The sequence below is a fragment of the Pseudomonas sediminis genome (assembly GCF_002741105.1).
Taxonomy (GTDB): domain Bacteria; phylum Pseudomonadota; class Gammaproteobacteria; order Pseudomonadales; family Pseudomonadaceae; genus Aquipseudomonas; species Aquipseudomonas sediminis.
In genome coordinates this window covers 38,527-62,794 of sequence record NZ_NIQU01000011.1, presented here as the reverse complement: position 1 = coordinate 62,794, position 24,268 = coordinate 38,527, and the positions used below count along the sequence as shown (strand labels likewise).

Sequence of the window (24,268 nt, the reverse complement as noted above, 5' to 3'; positions counted from 1 at the left end):
AAACGCCCCTCGGGGCGTTTTTTTATTGCTCGACGGAAGCTTAGCGCTTCATCGAGGGTGCCAGGTGTGGCTGGATCGCGGTCAGTACGGCCTTGAAGCATTTGGTGTTACCGGCAACGATCTGGCCTTTCTCGAGGAATTCGTGGCCGCCAGTGAAATCGCTGACCAAGCCGCCTGCTTCCTGAATCAGCAGGGCGCCAGCTGCCATGTCCCACTCAGACAGGCCGAACTCCCAGAAGGCGTCGTAGCGGCCGGCTGCGACATAAGCCAGATCCAGGCTGGCGGCACCGGCGCGGCGTACACCGGCCGTCTGGCCGACCAGGCTGCGGAACATGCCCAGGTAGTTCTCGAGGTTATCCAGTTGCTCGTTGCGGAACGGGAAGCCGGTGCCCAGCAGTGCGCCGTCCAGGCTCTTACGGTTGCTCACGCGCAGGCGGCGGCCATTGAGGGCGGCGCCACGGCCACGGCTAGCGGTGAATTCTTCCTGGCGCACCGGGTCGAGAACGATGGCGTGCTCGAGGCGGCCGCGGTATTTGCAGGCGATGCTGATGGCGAAGTGCGGAACGCCGCGAATGAAGTTGGTGGTGCCGTCCAGCGGGTCGATGATCCACTGGTAGTCGGCGCCATCGCCGCTGCCCTCAAGCACGCCACCTTCTTCGCCCAGGAAGCTGTGGGTCGGGTAGGCCTTGCGAATGGCTTGGACGATCATCAGCTCGGCGGCCTTGTCGACCTCGGTGACGTAATCCTTGGCATCCTTCTCGTCTACCGAGATGACATCCAGGCGCTCGATGGAGCGAAAGATCATTTCACCGGCGCTGCGAGCGGCGCGCAGGGCGATATTCAGCATGGGCTGCATGGGAGGTTCACCTGGGACGTTAAAGAAAGCCGGCCATGTTAGCAGAAAACCGGTGTCGATGAAGCGCCGTCTGTACCCCGCATGGCAATCACACAAGGGCTTGGGTAAGATCGTTGCCCCTAATCGTTTCTGAGAGTGTCTGCGTTGCTGGACAATATTCGCGTCGTTTTGGTGGGCACCAGTCATCCGGGCAATATCGGCGGTGCTGCGCGGGCGATGAAAAACATGGGCCTGTCGCGCCTGGTGCTGGTCGAGCCGGAGGATTTTCCCAGTGCCGGCGCGGTGGCGCGCGCGTCCGGTGCGACCGACGTGCTGGATGCTGCGCAGGTCGTTGTTAGTCTTGAAGAGGCGCTGGTCGGTTGCACTCTGGTGATTGGCACCAGTGCGCGTGATCGGCGTATTCCCTGGCCGCTGCTGGATCCGCGTGAATGCGGCGTGACCAGTTGTGAGCAGGCTGCTGCTGGTAGCGAAGTGGCGTTGGTGTTCGGTCGTGAATACGCCGGTTTGACCAACGAGGAACTACAGCGATGTCAATACCACGTGCACATCCCGTCCAACCCTGAGTTCAGTTCGCTGAACCTGGCGGCGGCGGTGCAGGTGCTGGCCTATGAAGTGCGTATGGCCTGGTTGGCCGCTTCGAGTCTGCCGACCAAGGCGGAGAAGCTGGAGGCGACGACGATGCGCAATTCGCAGGCGGCGACGGCAGATGAGCTGGAGTCCTTCTACGGACATTTGCGTCGCGTTCTGGTGATGATCGGTTTTCTCGATCCGCAGAGGCCGCGGCACCTGATGACTCGCTTGCGTCGGCTTTATGGGCGCAGTGCGGTGAGCAAGTTGGAGATGAATATCCTGCGCGGCATCCTTACCGAGACAGAGAAGGCCGTGCGTGGAGAGCCTCACAAGCAGGGGAAGTCTGATGTTTGAACGTATTCGAGAGGATATACAGAGCGTTTTTCACCGTGACCCGGCGGCGCGCAATGCCTTCGAGGTGGTGACCTGCTATCCGGGATTGCATGCGGTGTGGCTGCATCGTGCGGCGCATGCATTGTGGCGTTCGGGCTGGAAGTGGCTGGCGCGCGTGGTGTCCAACTTCGGGCGCTGGATGACCGGTATCGAGATTCATCCGGGGGCGAAGATCGGGCGTCGCTTCTTCATCGATCATGGCATGGGCATCGTCATCGGCGAGACTGCCGAGATCGGTAATGACGTTACGCTCTATCAGGGCGTGACTCTGGGTGGCACCAGTTGGAACAAGGGCAAGCGCCATCCCACTCTGGAAGATGGTGTTGTGGTTGGCGCTGGCGCCAAGGTGCTGGGGCCGTTCACGGTCGGTGCCGGGGCCAAGATCGGTTCCAATGCGGTGGTGACCAAGGCGGTGCCGGCGGGGGCGACTGCGGTCGGCATTCCCGGCAAGATCATCGTCAAGTCCGATGACGAGCAGGAAGCCAAGCGTCAGGCCATGGCCGAGAAGATCGGTTTCGATGCTTATGGTGTCGGTCAGGACATGCCCGACCCAGTAGCGCGCGCCATCGGCCAGTTGCTCGATCATCTGCATGCTGTCGACGGGCGGCTCGAGGATGTCAACAAGGCGCTGGACTCGATGGATTGTGACTACCGCGCCAAGGCGCTGCCTGCATTGCGTGACGAAGACTTCGCCGAGGTGTGCAAGGGGCAGGGCGACAAGCCTACTGCCTGATGCGCGCAGGGGCGGTATTTGCTATCATGCCGCCTCTTTTTGCGGCCAATCCTGAGTAAATCAATCGGTCTTATAGTTGACTTAAATACTCGGGAATCGCATACTTCGTCGCAATTCAGTGATTCGTGGTAGAGCCATGCGACTGACCACCAAAGGCCGTTACGCCGTTACCGCCATGCTAGATCTGGCGCTGCACGCACAGCACGGTCCCGTTTCCCTGGCCGATATATCCGAGCGGCAGGGCATCTCCCTGTCTTATCTGGAGCAACTGTTCGCCAAGCTGCGCCGTGGCAGTCTGGTTTCCAGTGTTCGCGGGCCGGGTGGCGGCTATCAGCTTTCGCGTGACATGCGCGGCATTCAGGTGGCTCAGGTGATCGATGCGGTCAACGAGTCGGTAGATGCTACGCGTTGCCAGGGGCAAGGTGATTGCCACTCTGGCGACACCTGTCTGACCCATCACCTGTGGTGCGATCTCAGTCAGCAGATTCATGAGTTCCTCAGTGGCATCAGCCTGGCTGATTTGGTTGCGCGCCGTGAGGTTCAAGAGGTCGCGTTGCGCCAGGATCAGCGCCGCTGCAATGGCAGGACGCCGCGCCTGGATAAGATTGAAGCGTCTGCCATCGACTGAGCAGGGCGTTTGCCTGATAGGAGAAACCCAATGAAATTGCCCATTTACCTCGATTATTCCGCCACCACGCCGGTAGATCCGCGTGTTGCGCAGAAGATGAGTGAATGCCTGCTGGTCGACGGTAACTTTGGCAACCCGGCTTCGCGCTCCCATGTGTTCGGCTGGAAGGCCGAAGAAGCGGTGGAAAATTCCCGTCGCCAGGTCGCCGAGCTGGTCAATGCTGATCCGCGTGAGATCGTCTGGACCAGCGGTGCTACCGAGTCCGACAACCTGGCGATCAAGGGCGTAGCGCACTTCTATGCCAGCAAGGGCAAGCACATCATCACCTCGAAGATCGAGCACAAGGCGGTACTGGATACCACTCGCCAACTCGAGCGTGAAGGTTTCGAAGTGACCTATCTGGAACCGGGCGAAGACGGCCTGATTACGCCAGCCATGGTCGAGGCGGTGCTGCGCGATGACACTACCCTGGTGTCCCTCATGCACGTCAACAACGAAATCGGCACCATCAACGACATCGCTGCCATCGGCGAGCTGACCCGCTCGCGCGGTGTGCTGCTGCATGTCGATGCTGCGCAGTCCACCGGCAAGGTCGAAATCGATCTGGAAAAGATGAAGGTCGATCTGATGTCCTTCTCCGCGCACAAGACCTACGGCCCCAAGGGCGTCGGTGCCCTTTACGTGCGCCGCAAACCGCGTGTGCGTCTGGAAGCGCAGACTCACGGCGGCGGTCACGAGCGCGGTATGCGCTCGGGCACTCTGGCCACTCACCAGTGCGTCGGTATGGGTGAAGCATTCCGTATCGCCAAGGAAGAGATGGCGGCAGAGAACCAGCGTATCGCGGCTCTGCGTGATCGTTTCTACCGCCAGTTGGAAGATATGGAAGAGCTGTACGTGAATGGCAGTCTGACCGCTCGCGTGCCGCACAACCTCAATCTGAGTTTCAACTACGTCGAGGGTGAGTCGCTGATCATGGCGCTCAAGGATCTCGCTGTATCGTCCGGTTCTGCTTGCACCTCGGCTTCCCTGGAGCCGTCCTACGTGCTGCGCGCCCTGGGCCGCAATGATGAACTGGCACACAGCTCGATCCGCTTCACCTTCGGTCGTTTCACTACCGAAGAAGAGGTCGACTACGCCGCTGCCAAGGTCCGTGAGGCCGTGGACAAGCTGCGCGAACTGTCGCCCCTGTGGGATATGTTCAAAGAAGGTGTCGACATTTCTTCCGTGGAATGGGCAGCACACTAAAAGCTGCCGAGGCGAATCGCTTGGTTTCCAGCGGTTCGCCGGAGAGCGGCACCTGATGAGAGAGGAAGTACAACATGGCTTACAGTGACAAGGTCATCGACCACTACGAAAATCCGCGTAACGTCGGCAAGCTGAACGCCGAAGATCCTGACGTTGGTACCGGCATGGTCGGCGCGCCGGCCTGCGGCGACGTGATGCGCCTGCAGATCAAGGTCAGCGAAAGTGGCGTGATCGAAGACGCCAAGTTCAAGACCTACGGCTGCGGCTCGGCTATCGCCTCCAGCTCCCTCGCGACCGAGTGGATGAAGGGCAAGACTCTCGATGAGGCCGAAAGCATCAAGAACACCCAGCTCGCCGAAGAACTGGCACTGCCGCCAGTGAAAATTCACTGCTCTGTACTCGCTGAAGATGCCATCAAGGCTGCTGTGCGCGACTACAAGCAGAAGAAAGGCTTGCTCTGATACGAGGTTTGTAATGGCCATCACCATGTCTGAAGCAGCTGCCCGCCACGTGCAACGCTCTCTTGATGGGCGCGGCAAGGGCGAGGGCATTCGCCTCGGGGTGCGCACTACCGGTTGCTCCGGCCTGGCCTACGTGCTCGAGTTCGTCGATGAGCTGGCGGCAGAGGATCAGGTATTCGAGAGCCATGGCGTCAAGGTGATCATCGATCCCAAGAGCCTGGTCTATCTCGATGGCACCGAGTTGGACTTCGTCAAGGAGGGCCTCAACGAGGGCTTCAAGTTCATTAACCCTAACGTGCGCGGCGAATGCGGTTGCGGCGAAAGCTTCAACGTTTGAGGCGCTCGCGTGGGTAATCCTTGTCATTTCGCCCTGTTCGACCTGCAGCCGAGCTTTCGTCTCGATATGGAGCAACTGGCCGCTCGCTACCGTGAGCTGGCGCGTCAGGTTCATCCGGATCGCTTTGCCGATGCCGGTGAGCGTGAGCAGCGTTTGGCGCTGGAGCGCTCGGCCTGCCTCAACGAGGCTTATCAGGTTCTGAAAACTCCGTCTCAGCGGGCGCGCTACCTGCTGGCCATGCGTGGCCCCGAGTTGCCGCTGGAAGTGACGGTACAGGATCCTGATTTTCTCCTGCAGCAAATGCAGCTGCGCGAAGAGCTGGAGGAACTGCAGGATGATGCTGATCTGGCCGGTGTCGCGACCTTCAAGCGTCGCCTGAAAGCGGCGCAGGAGCAGCTCAACGAGCACTTCGCTGCATGCTGGGATGACGAGGCCCGCCGTGAAGAGGCCGAGCGTCTGATGCGCCGCATGCAGTTCCTCGACAAGCTCTCCCATGAAGTGCGCCAGTTAGAAGAGCGCCTCGACGATTAACCTGTAGGTTGCCCCGGCAGCCTGCCTGATGATTTCAAGAAGACCATGGCCTTATTGCAGATCGCCGAGCCCGGGCAGAGCCCGCAACCGCACCAGCGTCGTCTGGCAGTGGGTATTGACCTGGGTACCACCAACTCTTTGGTCGCTGCTGTGCGCAGTGGTCTGGCCGAGCCCCTGGCTGACGATGATGGCAAGGTCATCCTGCCGTCTGCCGTGCGTTACCACGCTGGAAGCATCGAGGTTGGCGAGTCAGCCAAACTGGCGGCCGCCAGCGATCCGCTCAATACCGTGCTGTCGGTCAAGCGTCTGATGGGGCGGGGTATCGCCGACGTGCATCAGCTCGGCGAGCAAATGCCTTATCGCTTCGCTGCGGGCGAGTCGCACATGCCCTTCATCGAGACGGTGCAGGGGGCGAAAAGCCCGGTCGAAGTCTCTGCAGAAATTCTAAAGACCCTGCGCTTGCGCGCTGAGCAGACCTTGGGTGGTGAGTTGGTCGGTGCGGTGATTACCGTTCCGGCTTATTTCGATGACGCTCAGCGTCAGGCCACCAAGGATGCTGCGCGCCTGGCTGGCCTGACCGTTCTGCGTCTGCTCAATGAGCCTACTGCCGCTGCAGTCGCCTATGGTCTGGATCAGAAAGCCGAGGGTGTGGTTGCTATTTATGACCTCGGCGGTGGCACTTTCGATATTTCCATCCTGCGCCTGACTGGCGGTGTGTTCGAGGTCTTGGCTACCGGCGGCGACAGTGCGCTGGGCGGTGACGACTTCGATCATGCCGTAGCCGACTGGATCATCCAGCAGGCCAGTATTTCCAGTGATCTCGATCCGTCTACCCAGCGTAGCCTGCTGCAGGCCGCCTGTGCGGCCAAAGAGGGACTGACGGATGCCGATAGCGTCGAGCTGAGCCATGGTGAGTGGCGAGGTTCGTTGTCGCGCACGCAGTTCGAGGCGCTGATCGAGCCGATGGTGGCGCGCAGTCTCAAGGCTTGTCGTCGTGCTGTGCGTGATTCCGGCGTCGAGCTGGAAGAGGTTGGTGCGGTCGTCATGGTCGGTGGCTCTACCCGCGTGCCGCGTGTACGTGAGGCCGTCGGCGAACTGTTCGGTCGGGCGCCGCTGACCAATATCGATCCGGATCAGGTGGTGGCCATTGGTGCTGCGATCCAGGCCGACGCCCTGGCGGGCAATCAGCGTGATGACGGCGAGGAGTTGCTCCTGCTGGACGTGATACCTCTGTCGCTCGGCCTGGAAACCATGGGCGGGCTGATGGAGAAGGTGATCCCGCGCAACACCACTATCCCGGTAGCGCGTGCGCAGGAGTTCACCACTTACAAGGATGGCCAGACGGCCATGATGATTCACGTGCTGCAGGGTGAGCGCGAACTGATCGCTGATTGCCGCTCCCTGGCACGTTTCGAGTTGCGTGGTATTCCGCCGATGGTGGCTGGGGCTGCGAAGATCCGTGTGACCTTCCAGGTCGATGCCGATGGCCTGCTTAGTGTCGCAGCGCGTGAGCTGAGTTCTGGGATTGAGGCGAGCATTCAGGTCAAGCCGTCTTATGGCCTAACCGATGGCGAAATTGCACGCATGCTGCAGGACTCTTTCCAGAATGCTGGAGGCGACAAGGCTGCCCGCGTGCTGCGTGAGCAACAGGTCGATGGTCAGCGCCTGATCGAGGCCGTCGAGGCGGCGCTGCAGGCCGATGGCGAGCGTTTGCTGGATGCCGAGGAGCGCGAGGTCATCGAGCTGCAGGTGCAGGAGTTACGCGATTTGCTGGCGGGCAATGATGGCCTGGCGATCGAGCGGCAGACCAAGCGGCTGTCGCAGGTCACTGATGCTTTCGCGGCTCGCCGCCTGGATTCGACGGTAAAAGCCGCGCTGGCAGGGCGCAATCTGAATGAGATCGAGGAATAATTGATGCCGCAGGTAATTTTTCTGCCTCACGAGCGATTCTGCCCGGATGGTCTGGTGGTAGAGGCTGAGCCTGGAGTTTCCATCCTCGAGCTGGCGCACGAGCACCATATCGAGATGGAAAGCGCTTGTGGCGGTGTGTGTGCCTGCACCACCTGTCACTGCATCGTGCGCGAAGGTTTCGATTCGCTGAACGAGGCGGATGAGTTGGAAGAGGATTATCTGGACAAGGCCTGGGGGCTCGAGGCTCAGTCGCGCCTGGCCTGCCAGGCTATCGTTGGTGAGGAAGATATCACCGTCGAGATTCCCAAATATTCGCTTAACCACGCAGCCGAAGCGCCGCACTGATCCAGGAAGCTTGATCATGAGTCTGAAATGGGCCGATGTACTGGATATTGCCATCGAGTTGAGCGAGCAGAAGCCGGATGTCGATCCGCGCTACGTGAACTTCGTCGATCTGCACCGTTGGGTCGTGTCCTTGCCGCAGTTCTCCGATGACCCGCAGCGCGGGGGGGAGAAGGTGCTGGAGGCGATACAGGCCGCCTGGATCGAAGAACTCGATTGAAACAGGCGCTTACGGCGCCCGCCCTACGCTTTTAACCGGAACCCGCGTATAATTCGCGGGTTTAATTTTTCGCTTTAACCCTAAAGTTTCTGGAGCTTCACATGGCTGTTCAACGTACTTTCTCCATCATCAAGCCTGACGCCGTTGCCAAGAACGTCATCGGTGAGATCACCACCCGTTTCGAAAAAGCCGGCCTGCGCGTTGTTGCTTCGAAGATGGTGCAACTGTCCGAGCGCGAAGCCGCTGGTTTCTACGCTGAGCACAGCGAGCGTGGCTTCTTCAAGGACCTGGTTGCTTTCATGACCTCCGGTCCGGTCATCGTTCAGGTTCTGGAAGGCGAAAACGCCGTTGCCAAGAACCGTGAGCTGATGGGTGCCACCAACCCGAAAGAAGCCGCTGCCGGCACCATCCGTGCTGACTTCGCCGTTTCCATCGACGAAAACGCTGTTCACGGTTCGGATTCCGAAGCCTCCGCTGCTCGCGAGATCGCTTACTTCTTCTCCGCTACCGAGCAGTGCGCGCGCATTCGCTGATTGGCGAATGATGCGAGGGTGAAGCCATGACCAATACCACCGGCAAGATCAACCTGCTGGGCCTGACCCAGCCGGAAATGGAACAGTTCTTCGAGTCCATCGGCGAGAAGCGCTTCCGTGCCGGCCAGGTAATGAAGTGGATTCACCACTTTGGCGTCGATGATTTCGCCGCCATGACCAATGTCGGCAAGGCCTTGCGCGAGAAGCTCGAGGCCTCTGCCGAGATTCGCGGCCCGGAAGTGGTCAGCGAAAATATTTCTGCCGATGGCACGCGCAAGTGGGTGGTGCGTGTGGCGTCGGGTAGCTGTGTGGAAACCGTTTATATCCCGCAGAACGGTCGCGGCACGCTTTGTGTTTCGTCCCAGGCCGGTTGTGCCCTGGATTGCAGCTTCTGCTCCACCGGCAAACAAGGCTTCAATAGTGATCTGACCAGCGCCGAGATCATCGGCCAGGTATGGATCGCCAACAAATCCTTCGGCAGCGTGCCGGCGAAGATTGATCGTGCCATCACCAACGTGGTGATGATGGGCATGGGCGAGCCGCTGCTGAACTTCGATAACGTCGTCTCTGCCATGCAGATCATGATGGACGACCTTGGTTATGGCATCTCCAAGCGCAAAGTGACGCTGTCCACCTCTGGCGTGGTGCCGATGATCGACAAGCTGGCCGAAGTCATCGACGTGTCTCTGGCGCTGTCGTTGCACGCGCCCAACGACGAACTGCGTAATCAGCTGGTACCGATCAACAAGAAGTACCCGCTGGAGATGCTTCTGGCAGCGTGCAAGCGCTACGTCTCCAAACTGGGCGAAAAGCGTGTGCTGACCATCGAGTACACCCTGCTCAAGGGCGTCAACGATCAGCCTGAGCACGCTGAGCAGATGATCGCACTTCTGGCCGATGTACCTTGCAAGATCAACCTGATTCCGTTTAATCCCTTCCCCTTCTCGGGGTACGAGCGGCCGAGCAATAACGCCATGCGCCGCTTCCAGGACCTGTTGCACAAGGCTGGTCATAACGTCACGGTACGCACGACGCGTGGTGACGATATCGATGCGGCCTGCGGCCAGTTGGTTGGCCAGGTCATGGATCGTACTCGGCGCAGCGAGCGTTACATCGCCGTGCGCCAGCTGGGCAACGAGGCGCAAGAGCCTCGTACTGCCGCCAATCGAAATTGAAGAGAGGATGCCTATGACCCTGCGCCCTGCGCTGTTATTGCTCGTTGTCAGTCTGCTTGCTGGTTGTGTGACCACGGGCGATGTCGACCCCATGCGTACGGCGAAAGGGCGTGATGAGGCACGTGATGCCTATGTTCAGCTGGGCCTCGCCTATATCCAGCAAGGCGATACCCAGCGCGCCAAGGTGCCACTGAAAAGTGCACTCGATCTGGACCCTTCCAGCGCCGACGCCAACGCCGCATTGGCTATGGCGTTCCAAATAGAAATGGAACCGAAGCTGGCCGACGAGCATTTCCGCAAAGCGCTGGCCCAGCGACCGAAGGATCCCCGTCTGCTGAACAACTATGGTGGTTTTTTGTTCGAGCAGAAGCGCTATCAGGACGCCATGAGCACTTATCTCAAAGCGACTGAGGACAATCTCTATCCGGAGCGCTCCCGAGTGTTCGAGAACCTGGGGCTGACCGCTCTGCAACTCGGTCAGCGCGAGCAAGCCAAGGAATATTTCCAGCGTTCCTTGCGCTTGAGTAGCCGTCAGCCACGTGCGTTGCTGGAGATGGCGGTGCTGTCCTATGAGGACAAAGAATATGTGCCGGCGCGTCGTTACTACGACAGCTACAGCGAAATGGCACCACAGAATGCGCGCAGCCTGTTGCTCGGCGTACGCTTGGCCAATGTATTCGAGGATCGTGACAAGGCCGCCAGCCTGGGCCTGCAGTTGCGTCGTCTGTATCCGGCCTCTCAGGAATATCAGCAATTTGTTTCGGGGCAACAATGAACGCGGCACATAGCGAAGTGGCTCAGCCGATGTCGACAAATCCAGGTGAAACCCTGCGCCAGGCCAGGGAAATCAAAGGCTGGAGCGTTGCCGAAGTGGCTGCTCAGCTCAACCTGACGCCACAACGTCTGGCCCAGATCGAAGCCGGCGCTTTCGACAAGCTGCCGGGCACCACCTTTGCGCGTGGCTATATCCGTGCCTACGCCAAGCTGCTCGAAATGGACCAGAACCGACTGGTGATGGAGTTCGATCAGTTCACCGGTACCGATGCCACCGGCAGCAGTGTGCATGCCCTTGGTCGTATCGAAGAGCCTGTGCGTTATTCGCAGAGCATCCTGCGTCTGGTGAGTTTCCTGTTGTTGCTGGCGTTGATCGGCGGCGGTTTTGTCTGGTGGCAAGATCAGGGGCGCCCAGGTGCCAGCCTGGCTGACCTGGGCCTGGAACATGTAGAAGTCGAGGGGGCCGACGGTACCACTCAGGTGCATTCTCTTGCCGAGCCGGAAGATCAGGCGGTAGTCGATGCTCAGGGCGGCGAGCAGGGCAGCCCTCTGCTGTTGCCAGTCGAGCCGGGTGAGGCACCGGAAGGGTCCTCGGTCGCAGAACAGCCTGCAGCTTCAGATGTTGCGCCGGAAAGCGCGCCAGAAACTCCGGCAACCGCCGTGGCGAATGAGCCAGCAGTTGCCAATATAACAGCGCCTGCCACGGAGCCTGCCGCCCCCGTTGCCGTTCCAGCCGGGCAGGGTGCGCTCAACGTGCAGTTCACTGCTGATTGCTGGACACAAGTGACCGATGCCGATGGCAAGGTGCTGCTCAGCGCGCTCAAACGCAGTGGAGAAAGCATCGAACTGACTGGCAAAGCACCGATGGAGCTGCGCCTGGGCTTTGCCCGTGGCGCCCAGGTCACCTACAACGGCCAAAGCGTGGACGTTGCACCGCACATGACTGGCGAAACCGCGCGCCTGAAACTGGGGTTGTAAAGCATGCATTGCGAATCGCCGATCAAGCGCCGACTATCGCGCAAGATCTGGGTTGGCTCGGTACCGGTGGGCGGCGATTCGCCGATCGCCGTGCAGAGCATGACCAATACCGACACCAACGATGTGGCTGCGACCGTGGCTCAGATCCGTCGCCTGGAAGATGCCGGTGCTGACATCGTGCGCGTCTCCGTGCCGGATATGGATGCGGCCGAAGCCTTCGGCCGGATCAAGCAGCAGGTGCGTGTTCCGCTGGTGGCCGACATCCACTTCGATTACCAGATCGCCCTTCGCGTGGCCGAGTTGGGCGTCGATTGCCTACGGATCAACCCGGGTAACATCGGTCGCGAGGATCGCGTCAGGGCGGTGGTCGAGGCTGCCCGTGACAAGGGCATTCCGATTCGCATCGGCGTTAATGCCGGTTCGCTGGAAAAGGATCTGCAGAAGAAATATGGCGAGCCGACCCCGGAAGCTCTGGTGGAGTCGGCGCTGCGTCATGTCGAACACCTCGATCGCCTGAATTTTCCCGACTTCAAGGTCAGTGTGAAGGCCTCCGACGTCTTCATGGCCGTAGAAGCCTATCGCCTGCTGGCCAAGCAGATCGAGCAGCCGCTGCACCTGGGTATCACCGAGGCGGGCGGTCTGCGTTCCGGTACGGTCAAGTCGGCAGTCGGCCTGGGCATGCTGTTGGCCGACGGTATTGGCGATACCATCCGTATCTCCCTGGCCGCCGATCCGGTGGAAGAGATCAAGGTCGGCTTCGACATCCTCAAATCCCTGCGTTTGCGTTCCCGCGGTATCAACTTCATCGCCTGTCCGAGCTGTTCGCGGCAGAACTTCGATGTGGTCAAGACCATGAACGAGCTGGAAACGCGTGTCGAGGACCTGCTGGTACCGCTGGACGTTGCCGTGATCGGCTGCGTGGTCAACGGGCCCGGCGAAGCCAAGGAGGCGCATATCGGCCTCACCGGCGGTAGCCCGAACAACCTGGTCTATATCGACGGCAAGCCCGCCTCGAAGCTGACCAACGAAAACCTGGTGGACGAGCTGGAAAAGCTCATCCGCGACAAGGCGGCCGAAAAGGTCGCCGCCGATGCGGCCGTGATCGTGCGCGGCTGATCCGTGCGTAAGGAATACACTTGAGCAAGTCCCTGCAAGCCATTCGTGGCATGAACGATATCCTGCCGGAGCAGACGCCTGCCTGGCGCTACCTGGAAAGTACCCTGGTCAGCCTGCTCGATGGCTATGGCTACAAGGAAATCCGCCTGCCTATCGTCGAGTACACCGAGCTGTTCGCTCGCGGTATCGGTGAAGGCACCGACGTGGTCGACAAGGAGATGTACACCTTCCTTGATCGCAACGAAGAATCCCTGACCCTGCGTCCCGAAGGTACTGCCGGTTGCGTGCGTGCGGTTCTCGAGCATGGGCTGTCTGGCGGCGGTCAGGTGCAGAAACTGTGGTACGCCGGCCCCATGTTCCGCTACGAGAAGCCGCAGAAAGGTCGCTATCGCCAGTTCCATCAGGTGGGCGTGGAAGCTTTCAACCTGCCGGGGCCGGACGTCGACGCCGAGCTGATCGTGCTCACCTGGCGTTTGTGGAAAAAGCTCGGCCTGGCCGACGCGGTGACCCTGCAGCTCAACAGCCTGGGCTCCAGTGAGGCGCGAGCGGCTTATCGCGACGCACTGGTAGCCTACTTGCAGGAGCGTTTCGATCAGCTGGATGAAGACAGCCAGCGTCGCCTGACCACCAACCCGCTGCGTATCCTCGACAGCAAGAACGAGGCGACCCAGGCCGCGCTGGTAGGCGCACCGACCTTGGGCGATTACCTCGATGAGGAATCGCGCCTGCACTTCGAGGGCGTCAAGGCGCGCCTGGATGCGGCCGGCATTCGCTACCAGATCAATCACAAACTGGTGCGCGGTCTGGATTACTACAATCGCACCGTGTTCGAGTGGGTCACCGACAAGCTCGGTGCCCAGGGCACTGTGTGCGCCGGTGGTCGTTATGATGGCCTGGTTTCCATGTTGGGTGGCAAGGCCACGCCAGGCGTCGGCTTCGCCATGGGGGTCGAGCGTCTGGTGCTGCTGCTGGAAACCCTGCAGTTGCTACCGGCTGACCTCAACCGCCCCGCCGATGTTTACATCTGTGCCTTCGGCGATGCTGCCGAGCTGGCGGCGCTGACACTGGTCGAGCGTCTGCGTGACGAATTGCCGGGACTGCGCCTGTTGCTCAACTCTGGTGGTGGCAGTTTCAAGAGCCAGTTCAAGAAGGCCGACAAGAGCGGCGCACGCTATGCGCTGATTCTGGGGGACGACGAATTGGCTGGGCGCGTGGTAGGTTGCAAACCGCTGCGCGACGACAGTGAACAACAAAGTGTTGCCTGGGATGCTCTGGCTGAGCATCTGGCTGCCTGCCAGCAGGCCTGAGCAGGTTCTCGATTAGGAGTACGGGGTTAGACATGCAGACCGAAGACGAACAGATCGCGCAAATGAAGGACTGGTGGGATCGCAACGGCAAGCCTTTGCTGGCCGGTGGCGTGCTGGCGCTGGTAGCTGTATTCGGCTGGCAGGGCTGGCAGAAGTACCAGGACAACCAGGCGCAAGGCGCCTCGGTGCTTTATCAGCAGTTGCTGGAAACGGCACTGGACCCAGCCGGCAAACCCGATGCCGCGAAAGTTGCCGACCTGGCCGGTAAGCTCGACAGCGAATTTGGCGGTAGCCATTACGCCCAATACGGCAACCTGTTCGTCGCCAAGGTCGCCGTCGAAGCCGACCGTCTCGACGATGCCGCTGCCGCGCTGCAGCGCGTGCTCGACAAGCCAGCCGATGCCACGCTCGGTGAGCTGGCGCGTCAACGCCTGGCCCGCGTGCTGGCGGCTCAGGACAAGACTGACGATGCGCTGAAGCTGCTCGATGCCAAGGTCGAGGACGCTTTCCTCGCCAGCCGCGAAGAACTCAAGGGCGATCTGCTGGTACAGCTGGGTCGCAGCGATGACGCGCACGCCGCCTATCAGAAGGCCAAGGATGCGCTGGCCGAAGACGCCGCTGTCGGCGGTCTGCAGATGAAGCTGGACGACCTGGCAAAAGGGGATGCGTGACGTGATGCGTTGGAAGAATGCCGCACTGCTGGCTCTGGCCGTTCTGGCCGTGGGTTGCAGCAGCAATAGCAAGAAGGAACTGCCGCCCGCCGAACTGACCAAGTTCGACGCCGAAGTCGAGCTGCGTACCGAGTGGAGCCGCTCCGTTGGTGATGGTCAGGGCGATACCTTCAACATGCTGGTGCCGGCCATCGACGGTGATGTGATCTACGCCGCTGATGTCGAAGGTCTGGTCATGGCAATGGACCGCACCAGCGGCAAGGTCATTTGGCGCAAGAAGCTTGAAATCCCGGTATCCGGCGCCATTGGCGTCGGCTACGGTCAGGTGTTGCTGGGTACGCTCAAGGGCGAAGTGATCGCGCTCGATTCCAGCGACGGTGAAGAGCAGTGGCGCTCGCGCGTGACCAGCGAAGTGCTGGCTGCCCCGGCCACCAATGGCGATATCGTCGTGGTGCAGACCCAGGACGACCGTCTGATTGCCTTCGATGCCAGCACCGGCAGCCAACGCTGGATCGTCGAGAACACCCCGGCCGTACTGACCCTGCGCGGCACCGGCGCACCGCTGGTGACCAACCGCTTGGTGGTCGCGGGCCTGTCCAGCGGTAAGGTCATTGCCGTCGATGCCCAACGTGGTCTGCCGGTATGGGAACAGCGTGTGGCCATCCCGCAGGGTCGTTCCGAACTGGAGCGTGTTGTCGACATCGACGGCGGCTTGCTGCTGTCCGGTGGCACCGTCTACGCAGTGAGCTACCAGGGTCGTGTCGCGGCCATGGATCTGGAGTCCGGTCGCGTACTCTGGCAGCGCGAGGCATCCAGCTCGGTTGGCGTCGCTCAAGGTTTCGGTAACGTCTATGTCAGCATGGCCAACGGCACCGTCGAAGGTATCGACGAGCGCAGCGCTTCGGCCCTGTGGAGCAACGATTCGATGGCGCGTCGCCAGCTCTCGGGCCCGGCAGTGTTCTCCAGCTATGTCGCCGTCGGCGACTTGGAAGGCTATCTGCACCTGCTGAGCCAGGTCGATGGTCGCTTCGTTGGCCGTACCCGCATCGACAGCGACGGCCTGCGTGCCCAGCCGTTGGTGGTGGGTGACTGGTTGTACGTCTACGGTAATAGCGGCAAGTTGGTGGCACTGACCATCAAGTAACACGCTATGCTGCCGGTACACCCGACAGCATGAAACATCCTGGCCGCTGCCCCTGCAGCGGCCTTTGCATTTTCTGAATTAACCGAGTGGAGAGCCTGATGGTTCCCGTAATTGCCCTGGTGGGCCGGCCGAATGTCGGCAAGTCCACGCTCTTCAACCGCCTGACCCGCAGCCGCGACGCTATCGTCGGCGACCTGTCCGGTCTGACCCGCGACCGCCAGTATGGCGAGGCGAAGTGGCAGGGGCGCACCTATATCGTGATCGACACTGGCGGTATTTCCGGTGACGAGGAAGGCATCGACGCGAAGATGGCCGAGCAGTCGCTGCAGGCCATCGAAGAGGCCGATGCCGTGCTGTTCCTGGTGGACGCGCGCGCTGGCATGACTGCCTCCGACCAGATGATCGGCGAGCACCTGCGCCGTCGTAACAAGCAGAGCTTCCTGGTGGTGAACAAGGTCGACAACCTCGATGTCGACCTGGCTCGCGCCGAGTTCAGCCCCATGGGCCTGGGCGAGCCACTGGCGATTGCCGGTGCTCACGGCCGCGGCATCACCCAGATGCTGGAAGTGGTGCTCGGCGCGTTCCCCAAGGACGCCGGCGAGCCGGAGGAGGGGGCCGAAGAGGAGGAAGTGCTGGAAGGCCAGGAGGCCAAGCGCATTCCCGGCCCGAGCGAGAAGGACGGCATCAAGCTGGCCATCATCGGTCGCCCCAACGTCGGCAAGTCCACCCTGGTCAACCGCATGCTCGGTGAAGAGCGGGTCATCGTCTATGACCAGGCCGGCACCACGCGCGACAGCATCTATATTCCGTTCGAGCGTGACGACGAGAAGTACACCCTGATCGACACCGCCGGTGTGCGCCGGCGCGGCAAGATCTTCGAGGCTGTGGAGAAATTCTCCGTGGTCAAGACGCTGCAGGCCATTCAGGACTCCAACGTCGTGGTGTTCGTCATGGACGCCCGCGAAGGCGTGGTCGACCACGACCTCAACCTGCTCGGCTTCGTGCTGGAAAGCGGCCGCGCCCTGGTCATCGCCCTGAACAAGTGGGATGGCATGGACCAGGGGCAGAAGGATTATGTGAAGACCGAGCTGGAGCGTCGGCTGTTCTTCGTCGACTTCGCCGATATCCACTTCATTTCCGCCCTGCACGGCACTGGCGTGGGCCATCTGTACAAGTCGGTGCAGGCCTCGTTCAAGTCGGCCATCACCCGCTGGCCGACCAGCCGCCTGACGCAGATTCTCGAAGATGCCGTCAGCGACCACGCGCCGCCTCTGGTCAACGGTCGCCGCATCAAGCTGCGCTATGCCCACCTGGGCGGTGCCAACCCGCCGCTGATCGTGATCCACGGTAACCAGGTCGACGCCGTACCGCGTGCCTACTCCCGTTATCTGGAAAACACATTCCGCCGTGTGCTCAAGCTGGTCGGTACGCCGATTCGTATCGAGTACAAGGGCGGCGAGAACCCCTACGAGGGCAACAAGAACAAGCTCACGGATCGCCAGGTGAACAAGAAGCGTCGGCTGATGAGCCACCACAAGAAGGCCGAGAAGAAGCGCAAGGACAAGCGCTAGTAAGCTTTGCGCCAGGGTGTGCGCCGGTGATCGTCCGGCGCGCACGGCATAAGCTTCCAACTCTTTTTCATAAGCACAGCAGGTGCCGCCTGCTGCGCCCTTCGGCTATCCTCGCGGCTTGCCTTGTTCTTCCAGGAAGTCGCGATGCTCGCCAGCAAACTGCCCAACGTCGGCACCACCATCTTCACGCGCATGTCCCAGCTCGCTGCCGACGTTGGCGCGATCAACCTGTCTCAGGGCTTTCCCGACTTCGATGGGCCGCAGGCACTGCGTGAGGCCGTGGCGCGCCACGTCATGGAAGGACGCAACCAGTATTCGCCAATGACCGGCTTGCCCGCGCTACGCCAGCAGGTGGCGGCCAAGCTCGCCCGCAGCTACGGCGTGCAGCGCGATGCCGATAGCGAGATCACCATCACGCCGGGGGCCACCGAGGCGATCTTCTGCGCGGTGCAGGCGCTGATTCATCCAGGGGATGAAGCCATCGTGCTCGACCCTTGCTACGACAGTTACGAGCCGTCGGTGGAGCTGGCCGGTGGGCGTTGCGTGCATGTACCGCTGGCATTGCCGGACTTCGCTGTCGATTGGCAGCGTCTGGCCGATGCGATCACGCCGCGCACCCGACTGATCTTCCTCAACTCCCCGCACAACCCGAGCGGTGCGCTGCTGACCGGTGCCGACCTGGACAAGCTGGCGGAGCTGATTCGTGGGCGCAATATTCATGTGATCAGCGACGAGGTCTACGAGCACCTGATCTATGACGGCCAGCGGCATGCCAGCGTGTTGGCCCACGACGAGCTGTATCAGCGCGCCTTCGTGGTCAGCTCCTTCGGCAAGACCTATCACGTCACCGGCTGGAAGACCGGCTACGTGGTGGCGCCACCGGCACTGACCGCCGAGCTGCGCAAGATCCACCAATACGTCAACTTTTGCGGCGTGACGCCGCTGCAGTTCGCGCTGGCTGACTTCATGGCCGCGCACCCCGAGCATGTCGAAGAACTGCCGGCCTTTTACCAGGCCAAGCGCGACCTGTTCTGCGACCTGCTGGCTGGCTCGCGCTTCACCTTCACCCGCGCGCCGGGTACCTATTTCCAGCTGGCCGACTATTCGGCCATTCGCCCTGATCTGGACGACGTGGCCATGGCCGAGTGGTTGACCCGCGAACATGGCGTGGCGGCAATTCCGGTGTCGGTGTTTTATCAGTCAGCGCCTAAGGGTATGCGCCTGGTACGTTTCTGCTTTGCCAAGCGCGAGGAAACCCTGCGCCAGGCGGCGGAGAAGCTCAGCGCGGTATGAGGGGTAGGGCGGGTGTAACCCGCCTCTGAGGTGTTGGCGGGTTTCACCCGCCTTACGGTGAGCGAGGCCTACAAATGAATAACAAACCCGATCTCGAACTGGCGCTGATCCAGACCACGTTGGCCTGGCACGATCCGGCCGCCAACCGCGAGCACTTCCAGACCTTGCTGGAACAGGCGCGTGGCGCTGATCTGGTGATCCTGCCGGAGATGTTCACCACCGGTTTTTCCATGGAGTCGGCCGAATTGGCTGAGCCTGAGGATGGACCCAGCAGCGTCTGGCTACGCGAGCAGGCGCAGCGTATCGGCGCGGTGATCTGCGGCAGTCTGATCATTCAGGCCGCTGACGGCAGCTACCGTAATCGCCTGCTTTGGGCGCGCCCGGATGGCTCTTTCGCGTATTACGACAAACGCCACCTGTTTCGCATGGCCAGTGAGCACAAGCATTACAGCGCTGGCGATCAGCGGGTGGTGTTCGACCTCAAGGGCTGGCGCGTGCGCCCGTTGATCTGCTACGACCTGCGCTTCCCCGTCTGGAGCCGTGACGCCGGCGGTACCGACCTGCTACTGTATACCGCCAACTGGCCGGGGGCGCGTCGCCAGCACTGGAACCGCCTGCTGCCGGCGCGAGCCATCGAGAACCTGTGCTATGTCGCGGCTGTGAACCGCGTCGGCGAGGACGGCAAGGGCCACGGTTATACTGGCGACTCCCAGGTGCTGGACTTTCAGGGCGAGGCGCTGCTGACGGCAGGCGAGGGTGATGGTGTGTTCCGCACTCGACTGTCGCATGATGCTCTGAGTACCTATCGCGAGTGCTTCCCGGCGCACTTGGACGCGGACGCCTTTACATTCGACTGAACAAGGAGCTACATGACATGGACGTGCAACAGAGCAATCCCTTCCAGACGCCGCAGGCCGACCTGCAGCCGAGCATCACCACTCAGTCACCGCTCTACAGCATCGCTGGCGTCGGCCTGGCGACCTTCATCGGCACGCCACTGGCAGGCGCGTGGCTGCTAGCGCATAACCTGCAATTGCTGGGGAAGGCGGATCGAGTGGCAGTGGTCTGGGGTATTTCCGTCTTCCTTCTGGTGGTGACCCTGGTCCTGGCTTTCGTCTTGCCCGAGGAGGTGCCTGCCATGCCGTTCGCCATCGCACAGTTGATGGCGATGATCATGCTGGCCAAGAACCTCATGGAGGCCGACCTCAAGCAGCACGCCAAGGCGGGTGGCGCGTACCTCTCCAACTGGCGGGCGGCAGGTATTGGCCTGATGTTCACAATTGGCCTGGCCGCACTGATGTTCGCGGTGCTGATGATTTTCGATATTTGAGTGTCAAGTTCCCGGATTTCATCCGGGTTACGCATACAAAAACGCCGGGCATTGCCCGGCGTTTTTGTGAGTGGCGCTGAAGGCTCAGGCCGCTTGCGACTCGGCCTGGCTCAGGGCGCGGTTCAAGGCGCTGAACAGGGCGCGGAAGCTTGCGGTGGTCAGGTTCTCGTCGATACCGATGCCGTGCAGGGCACGACCGCCATTGACGCGCAGTTCGATGTAGGCAGCCGCCTTGGCGTTGGTGCCGGCACCGATGGCGTGCTCGCTATAGTCCATGACTTCAACTGCGACCGGCAGCGCGGCAGCCAGCGCTTCCAGCGGGCCTTTACCGATGCCACGCCAATGGTGGTTCTCACTCCCTTCGATGACTTCCACATCCACCGCGCTGGTGCCGTTTTCTTCCTGCAGGCGATGGCCTTTCAGGGCGTAGGGGCTGCGCGCTTGCAGGTATTCGGTTTCGAGCAACTGGTGGATCTGTGCGGCGGTCATTTCCAGGCCGAGGCGATCGGTTTCACGCTGCACCACCTGGCTGAACTCGATCTGCATGCGACGTGGCAGGCTGATGCCGTATTCCTGCTCGAGCAGGAAGGTGATGCCGCCTTTGCCGGACTGGCTGTTCACACGAATCACCGCCTCGTAGTCACGGCCGATGTCGGCCGGATCGATAGGCAGGTACGGCACTTCCCACAGAGCATCGTCCTTCTGCTGGGCGAAGCCCTTGCGGATGGCGTCCTGGTGCGAGCCGGAAAACGCGGTGTGGACCAGGTCGCCGACATACGGATGGCGCGGGTGCACCGGGATCTGATTGCAGTCCTCGACCACCTTGCGCACGGTATCGATGTCGGAGAAATCCAGTTCGGGGTTCACGCCCTGGGTGTAGAGGTTCAGCGCCAGGGTCACCAGGCAGACGTTGCCGGTGCGCTCGCCGTTACCGAACAGGCAGCCTTCGACGCGGTCGGCGCCGGCCATGACGGCCAGCTCCGAGGCCGCGACGCCGGTGCCACGGTCATTGTGGGTGTGCACGCTGATCAGCACGCTGTCACGGCGGTCGATGTGACGACCGAACCACTCGATCTGGTCGGCGTAGTTGTTCGGCGTGGCGCACTCGATGGTGGCTGGCAGGTTGAGGATCAGCTTGTTCGCCGGGGTCGGCTGGAACACGCCGATCACCGCGTTGCACACCTCGACGGCGAAGTCGATTTCGGTGCTGCTGAACACTTCTGGCGAATACTCGAAGCCCCACTGGGTTTCCGGCGCGGCATCGGCCAGGCGCTTGATGGTGGTGCCAGCGGCCACGGCGATGGCTTTGACGCCGGCCTTGTCCTGGTTGAAGACGATCTTGCGGAAGCTCGGTGCGCAGGCGTTGTAGTAGTGGACGATGGCCTTCTTGGCGCCTTTGAGCGACTCGAAGGTGCGCTCGATGAGGTCGTCACGGGCCTGGGTAAGCACCTGAATAGTCACGTCGTCCGGAATGTGGCCGCCTTCGATCAGCTCGCGGACGAAGTCGAAGTCGGTCTGCGAGGCGGACGGGAAGCCCACTTCGATTTCCTTCAAACCTACTGCCAACAGACACTTGAAGAAGCGCATCTTCTTCTCGGCATCCATCGGCTCGATCAGCGACTGATTGCCGTCGCGCAGGTCGGTGGACAGCCAGATCGGCGCCTTGTCGATGATCTTGTCCGGCCAGGTGCGGTCCGGAATCTGGATCTGAGTAAACGGGCGGTACTTCTTCGACGGGTCGTTGAGCATGGTCATGAGAGGGTCCTGCGAAATGGGAGTCGAACACGAGGCCGGGCGGCCATGAAACGGGGTTTCAGGCGGGGCTTCGCAGTCGCGGGCTGACCAGTCGCAGGCATGCGAGCTGGCGGACGAGAAAGATGTTTTTCATGTGGGCACCCTATCCATAGCAGGTGGATATGGCAATGCTTGCTTAAAAAACGCCGATTTATTGCTGGATAGCTTTTGTTGGCGGATTTTATTGCTTTGAAAGTGATGTTTTCGGCGAATCGTGTTTCCAGGGGGCGTGCACAGGCTCGCCCCCGTCCCTCGATGATCCGTCTTCAGTCGGCGTAGTCGTAGGCGCCGCCTTTTTCCAGGGCACGGCGATAGGCTGGCCTGGCATGGATGCGTTGCAGGAAATCGCTCAGGCGTGGGTGGTTGTTGAGTACGCCACGGGCGGCAGCTGCTTCAAGCGGGAAACTGAGCTGAATATCGGCAGCGCTGAATGCATCGCCTGCGAACCAGTCGTGCTCGCTCAGTTGGCCCTCCAGGTAGTCGAAATGCAGTTTCAACTGCGGCGAGATGAACGCCTGACTGACCTTGTTCGCGATGCCACGGGCGATTGGCTTGATGAAGAACGGCATCGGCGCGCTGCGCAGCTTGTCGAAGACCAGCTTGAGCAGCAGTGGCGGCATCGCCGATCCTTCGGCGTAGTGCAGCCAGTAGCGGCAGCGCAAACGTTGCGCGCTGCCAGCGGCAGGCAGCAACCAATCGCCATAGCGCTCGGCCAGGTATTCGATGATGGCACCCGATTCGGCAAGGGTCAGTTCGCCATCGGTGATCAGCGGCGACTTGCCCAGAGGGTGCACCTGGCGCAACTCGGCAGGGGCGAGCATGGTCTGCGGGTCGCGCTGGTAATGCTTGACCTGATAGTCGATACCAATCTCTTCGAGCATCCAGAGAATACGTTGCGAACGCGAGTTGTTCAGGTGATGCAGGGTGATCATGGCAAGCTCCGACCTGTCTGTGGGGGGGCAAGGGTTTTGTAATACGTCGTTCCGGGACGCACCACTAGCGTTTTACTGCGCCGCCCTTGGCTGCTCGGCGATGGTGGGCCGCAATTCGCGCATGTCCGCACCGCTCGGGTGCTGGAACACGCGCAGGCCGAACTCGGGGAGGATGGCCAGCAGGTGGTCGAAGATGTCCGACTGGATACCTTCGTAGGCATTCCAGGCGATGGTATTGGTGAAACAGTAGATTTCCAGCGGCAGGCCATCGGCAGTCGGGCTGAGCTGACGAACCAGCAGGGTCATGTTCTGGTGGATGTTTGGGTTATGCCGCAGGTAGTGCTCGACGTAGGCGCGGAAGCTGCCGATGTTGGTGATACGGCGGGTGTTCACCGCCTCCTTGCCGTGTTCGGCCAGCCTGGTGTTCCAGTCCTGCAGCTCCTGATCCTTGCGGTCGAGGTATTCGTCGAGGAGCATGAAGCGGCGTAGCCGTGCGATTTCTTCGTCGCTGAGGAAGTGAACGCTGGTCTGATCCAGGAACAGCGCACGCTTGATCCGACGTCCGCCGGATTCCTGCATGCCACGCCAGTTCTTGAACGGGTCGGTGATGAAGCGCTTGGTCGGGATGGTGGTGATGGTCTTGTCCCAGTTCTGCACCTTGACCGTGTGCAGGGCGATGTCGATCACATCGCCGTCGGCGTTGAGCTGCGGCATTTCCACCCAGTCGCCGACGCGCACGATGTCGCTGGAGGAGATCTGCACGCTGGCCACCAGCGATAGCAGAGTGTCCTGGAAGATCAACATCAGCACCGCAGCCATGGCCCCGAGACCGGACAGCAGAATCAGCGGAGAGCGGTCGATCAGGGCAGCCACCATCAGGATCGCGGCGATGGCGAAGATGGCAATCTTGATTACCTGCAGATAGCCCTTGATCGGCTTGAGGTGCGCATTCGGGCGGCGCTGGTAGAGGGTGTTGAGAATATCCAGCAGGGCGCCGATGGCCATGGCGATGGTCAGCACCACGAAGGCGCCGCAGACGTTGCGCGTCACTTCTACTACGGCAGCGGGCATGCCGGGTACCAAGACCACGCCGCTGGACAGCACCAGCGCCGGCACGATGTTGGACAGGCGCTTGATGATACCGCTTTCCTTGATCTGGCCATGGCGGCCCAGGGCGGTCGCCCCGACCAGCCGGTAGATGACGCGGACCAGAATACGTTTGACCACCCAGTTCGACAGCCAGGCGGCGACGATCAGGACGAGGGTAGCGGTGAGGGTGAGCAGTTCCGGCTGAGTGTTCAGCCAGTCCATCCAGGTAGTGAGCTCATTCGGCATTTCCGGCTCCGAAGCAGGCAGGAGGAAAGGCCGACGCTACACGGCCGGCCATCTGAGCCGCCGTACCCTAGCAAAAATGTGTCGTTAA

At 61.2% G+C, this 24,268-nt stretch carries 26 protein-coding genes; 22 read left to right on the top strand and 4 right to left on the bottom strand.

All coding sequences use genetic code 11. From position 1 onward, the window contains the following. Positions 1 to 40: 40 nt before the first annotated feature. Positions 41 to 856 carry a type III secretion system regulator SuhB gene (gene suhB / locus CDO35_RS21200; protein WP_079782978.1) on the bottom strand — a complete coding sequence of 272 codons (816 nt, stop codon included), beginning with the start codon at positions 854 to 856 and terminating at the stop codon, positions 41 to 43. Between the two features lie 144 nt (positions 857 to 1,000). On the opposite strand from suhB, the gene trmJ reads away from it, so the two are divergent. The 22 genes from trmJ (at position 1,001) to CDO35_RS21090 (ending at position 20,119) form a co-directional block, all read left to right on the top strand. Next, positions 1,001 to 1,780, top strand: coding sequence for a tRNA (cytosine(32)/uridine(32)-2'-O)-methyltransferase TrmJ (gene trmJ / locus CDO35_RS21195; protein WP_166432428.1), 780 nt, complete (start codon positions 1,001 to 1,003; stop codon positions 1,778 to 1,780). Further along, on the top strand, positions 1,773 to 2,552 hold the full coding sequence (cysE, locus tag CDO35_RS21190; protein WP_099526568.1) for a serine O-acetyltransferase: 780 nt from the start codon (positions 1,773 to 1,775) through the stop codon (positions 2,550 to 2,552). Before trmJ ends, cysE begins: the two co-directional genes overlap by 8 nt. A gap of 136 nt (positions 2,553 to 2,688) precedes the next feature. Continuing rightward, positions 2,689 to 3,180 carry a Fe-S cluster assembly transcriptional regulator IscR gene (gene iscR, locus CDO35_RS21185; protein ID WP_075749285.1) on the top strand — a complete coding sequence of 164 codons (492 nt, stop codon included), beginning with the start codon at positions 2,689 to 2,691 and terminating at the stop codon, positions 3,178 to 3,180. Positions 3,181 to 3,210: 30 nt separating this feature from the next. Continuing rightward, positions 3,211 to 4,425, top strand: a complete 1,215-nt coding sequence (locus CDO35_RS21180) for an IscS subfamily cysteine desulfurase (RefSeq protein WP_099526567.1) — start codon at positions 3,211 to 3,213, stop codon at positions 4,423 to 4,425. 74 nt (positions 4,426 to 4,499) lie between these two features. Further along, positions 4,500 to 4,886, top strand: coding sequence for a Fe-S cluster assembly scaffold IscU (iscU, locus tag CDO35_RS21175; protein WP_017362576.1), 387 nt, complete (start codon positions 4,500 to 4,502; stop codon positions 4,884 to 4,886). A 13-nt stretch (positions 4,887 to 4,899) separates the two neighbouring features. Next, complete coding sequence (gene iscA, locus CDO35_RS21170) at positions 4,900 to 5,223, top strand: iron-sulfur cluster assembly protein IscA (RefSeq protein ID WP_090336089.1); 324 nt, start codon at positions 4,900 to 4,902, stop codon at positions 5,221 to 5,223. Positions 5,224 to 5,232: 9 nt separating this feature from the next. Beyond that, entirely contained in the window at positions 5,233 to 5,754 is a 522-nt protein-coding gene (hscB, locus tag CDO35_RS21165; RefSeq protein ID WP_099526566.1) for a co-chaperone HscB, read from the top strand. 45 nt (positions 5,755 to 5,799) lie between these two features. Further along, positions 5,800 to 7,665: a Fe-S protein assembly chaperone HscA gene (gene hscA / locus CDO35_RS21160; RefSeq protein ID WP_099526565.1), complete on the top strand. Its 1,866-nt coding sequence runs from the start codon at positions 5,800 to 5,802 to the stop codon at positions 7,663 to 7,665. A 3-nt stretch (positions 7,666 to 7,668) separates the two neighbouring features. Further along, positions 7,669 to 8,010 (top strand): ISC system 2Fe-2S type ferredoxin, encoded by a 342-nt coding sequence (gene fdx / locus CDO35_RS21155; RefSeq protein ID WP_090336096.1) that lies wholly within the window; start codon positions 7,669 to 7,671, stop codon positions 8,008 to 8,010. Between the two features lie 16 nt (positions 8,011 to 8,026). Next, entirely contained in the window at positions 8,027 to 8,227 is a 201-nt protein-coding gene (gene iscX / locus CDO35_RS21150) for a Fe-S cluster assembly protein IscX (protein ID WP_037001993.1), read from the top strand. Between the two features lie 101 nt (positions 8,228 to 8,328). Beyond that, on the top strand, positions 8,329 to 8,760 hold the full coding sequence (gene ndk / locus CDO35_RS21145; protein WP_003459696.1) for a nucleoside-diphosphate kinase: 432 nt from the start codon (positions 8,329 to 8,331) through the stop codon (positions 8,758 to 8,760). Between the two features lie 26 nt (positions 8,761 to 8,786). Further along, the gene (gene rlmN / locus CDO35_RS21140) at positions 8,787 to 9,935 is read left to right on the top strand and encodes a dual-specificity RNA methyltransferase RlmN (protein WP_099526564.1); all 1,149 of its coding nucleotides are present in this window, start codon (positions 8,787 to 8,789) and stop codon (positions 9,933 to 9,935) included. 13 nt (positions 9,936 to 9,948) lie between these two features. Beyond that, positions 9,949 to 10,710 carry a type IV pilus biogenesis/stability protein PilW gene (gene pilW / locus CDO35_RS21135; RefSeq protein WP_099526563.1) on the top strand — a complete coding sequence of 254 codons (762 nt, stop codon included), beginning with the start codon at positions 9,949 to 9,951 and terminating at the stop codon, positions 10,708 to 10,710. After that, positions 10,707 to 11,687 (top strand): RodZ domain-containing protein, encoded by a 981-nt coding sequence (locus CDO35_RS21130; RefSeq protein ID WP_099526562.1) that lies wholly within the window; start codon positions 10,707 to 10,709, stop codon positions 11,685 to 11,687. The genes pilW and CDO35_RS21130 overlap by 4 nt, the downstream gene beginning before the upstream one ends. A 3-nt stretch (positions 11,688 to 11,690) precedes the next feature. Beyond that, positions 11,691 to 12,803: a flavodoxin-dependent (E)-4-hydroxy-3-methylbut-2-enyl-diphosphate synthase gene (ispG, locus tag CDO35_RS21125; protein ID WP_099526561.1), complete on the top strand. Its 1,113-nt coding sequence runs from the start codon at positions 11,691 to 11,693 to the stop codon at positions 12,801 to 12,803. A 20-nt stretch (positions 12,804 to 12,823) separates the two neighbouring features. Further along, positions 12,824 to 14,110, top strand: a complete 1,287-nt coding sequence (gene hisS, locus CDO35_RS21120; RefSeq protein ID WP_099526560.1) for a histidine--tRNA ligase — start codon at positions 12,824 to 12,826, stop codon at positions 14,108 to 14,110. A gap of 32 nt (positions 14,111 to 14,142) precedes the next feature. Then, entirely contained in the window at positions 14,143 to 14,781 is a 639-nt protein-coding gene (locus CDO35_RS21115; protein WP_099526559.1) for a tetratricopeptide repeat protein, read from the top strand. Next, positions 14,774 to 15,925 carry an outer membrane protein assembly factor BamB gene (gene bamB / locus CDO35_RS21110; protein ID WP_099526558.1) on the top strand — a complete coding sequence of 384 codons (1,152 nt, stop codon included), beginning with the start codon at positions 14,774 to 14,776 and terminating at the stop codon, positions 15,923 to 15,925. Before CDO35_RS21115 ends, bamB begins: the two co-directional genes overlap by 8 nt. 98 nt (positions 15,926 to 16,023) lie before the next feature. Beyond that, positions 16,024 to 17,496: a ribosome biogenesis GTPase Der gene (gene der, locus CDO35_RS21105; protein ID WP_090336109.1), complete on the top strand. Its 1,473-nt coding sequence runs from the start codon at positions 16,024 to 16,026 to the stop codon at positions 17,494 to 17,496. A gap of 144 nt (positions 17,497 to 17,640) precedes the next feature. After that, entirely contained in the window at positions 17,641 to 18,789 is a 1,149-nt protein-coding gene (locus CDO35_RS21100; RefSeq protein ID WP_099526557.1) for a pyridoxal phosphate-dependent aminotransferase, read from the top strand. A gap of 74 nt (positions 18,790 to 18,863) precedes the next feature. Further along, positions 18,864 to 19,646 carry an amidohydrolase gene (locus CDO35_RS21095; protein ID WP_099526556.1) on the top strand — a complete coding sequence of 261 codons (783 nt, stop codon included), beginning with the start codon at positions 18,864 to 18,866 and terminating at the stop codon, positions 19,644 to 19,646. Positions 19,647 to 19,663: 17 nt separating this feature from the next. Beyond that, positions 19,664 to 20,119, top strand: a complete 456-nt coding sequence (locus CDO35_RS21090) for a hypothetical protein (RefSeq protein ID WP_099526555.1) — start codon at positions 19,664 to 19,666, stop codon at positions 20,117 to 20,119. Between the two features lie 84 nt (positions 20,120 to 20,203). On the opposite strand, the gene leuA is transcribed toward CDO35_RS21090, so the two are convergent. The 3 genes from leuA to CDO35_RS21075 all read right to left on the bottom strand — a co-directional run bounded on the left by leuA (position 20,204) and on the right by CDO35_RS21075 (position 24,180). Continuing rightward, positions 20,204 to 21,874: a 2-isopropylmalate synthase gene (gene leuA / locus CDO35_RS21085; RefSeq protein WP_099526554.1), complete on the bottom strand. Its 1,671-nt coding sequence runs from the start codon at positions 21,872 to 21,874 to the stop codon at positions 20,204 to 20,206. A 305-nt stretch (positions 21,875 to 22,179) separates the two neighbouring features. After that, positions 22,180 to 22,845 (bottom strand): glutathione S-transferase family protein, encoded by a 666-nt coding sequence (locus CDO35_RS21080; RefSeq protein ID WP_099526553.1) that lies wholly within the window; start codon positions 22,843 to 22,845, stop codon positions 22,180 to 22,182. Positions 22,846 to 22,917: 72 nt separating this feature from the next. Then, complete coding sequence (locus CDO35_RS21075; RefSeq protein ID WP_099526552.1) at positions 22,918 to 24,180, bottom strand: mechanosensitive ion channel family protein; 1,263 nt, start codon at positions 24,178 to 24,180, stop codon at positions 22,918 to 22,920. Positions 24,181 to 24,268: the final 88 nt, after the last annotated feature.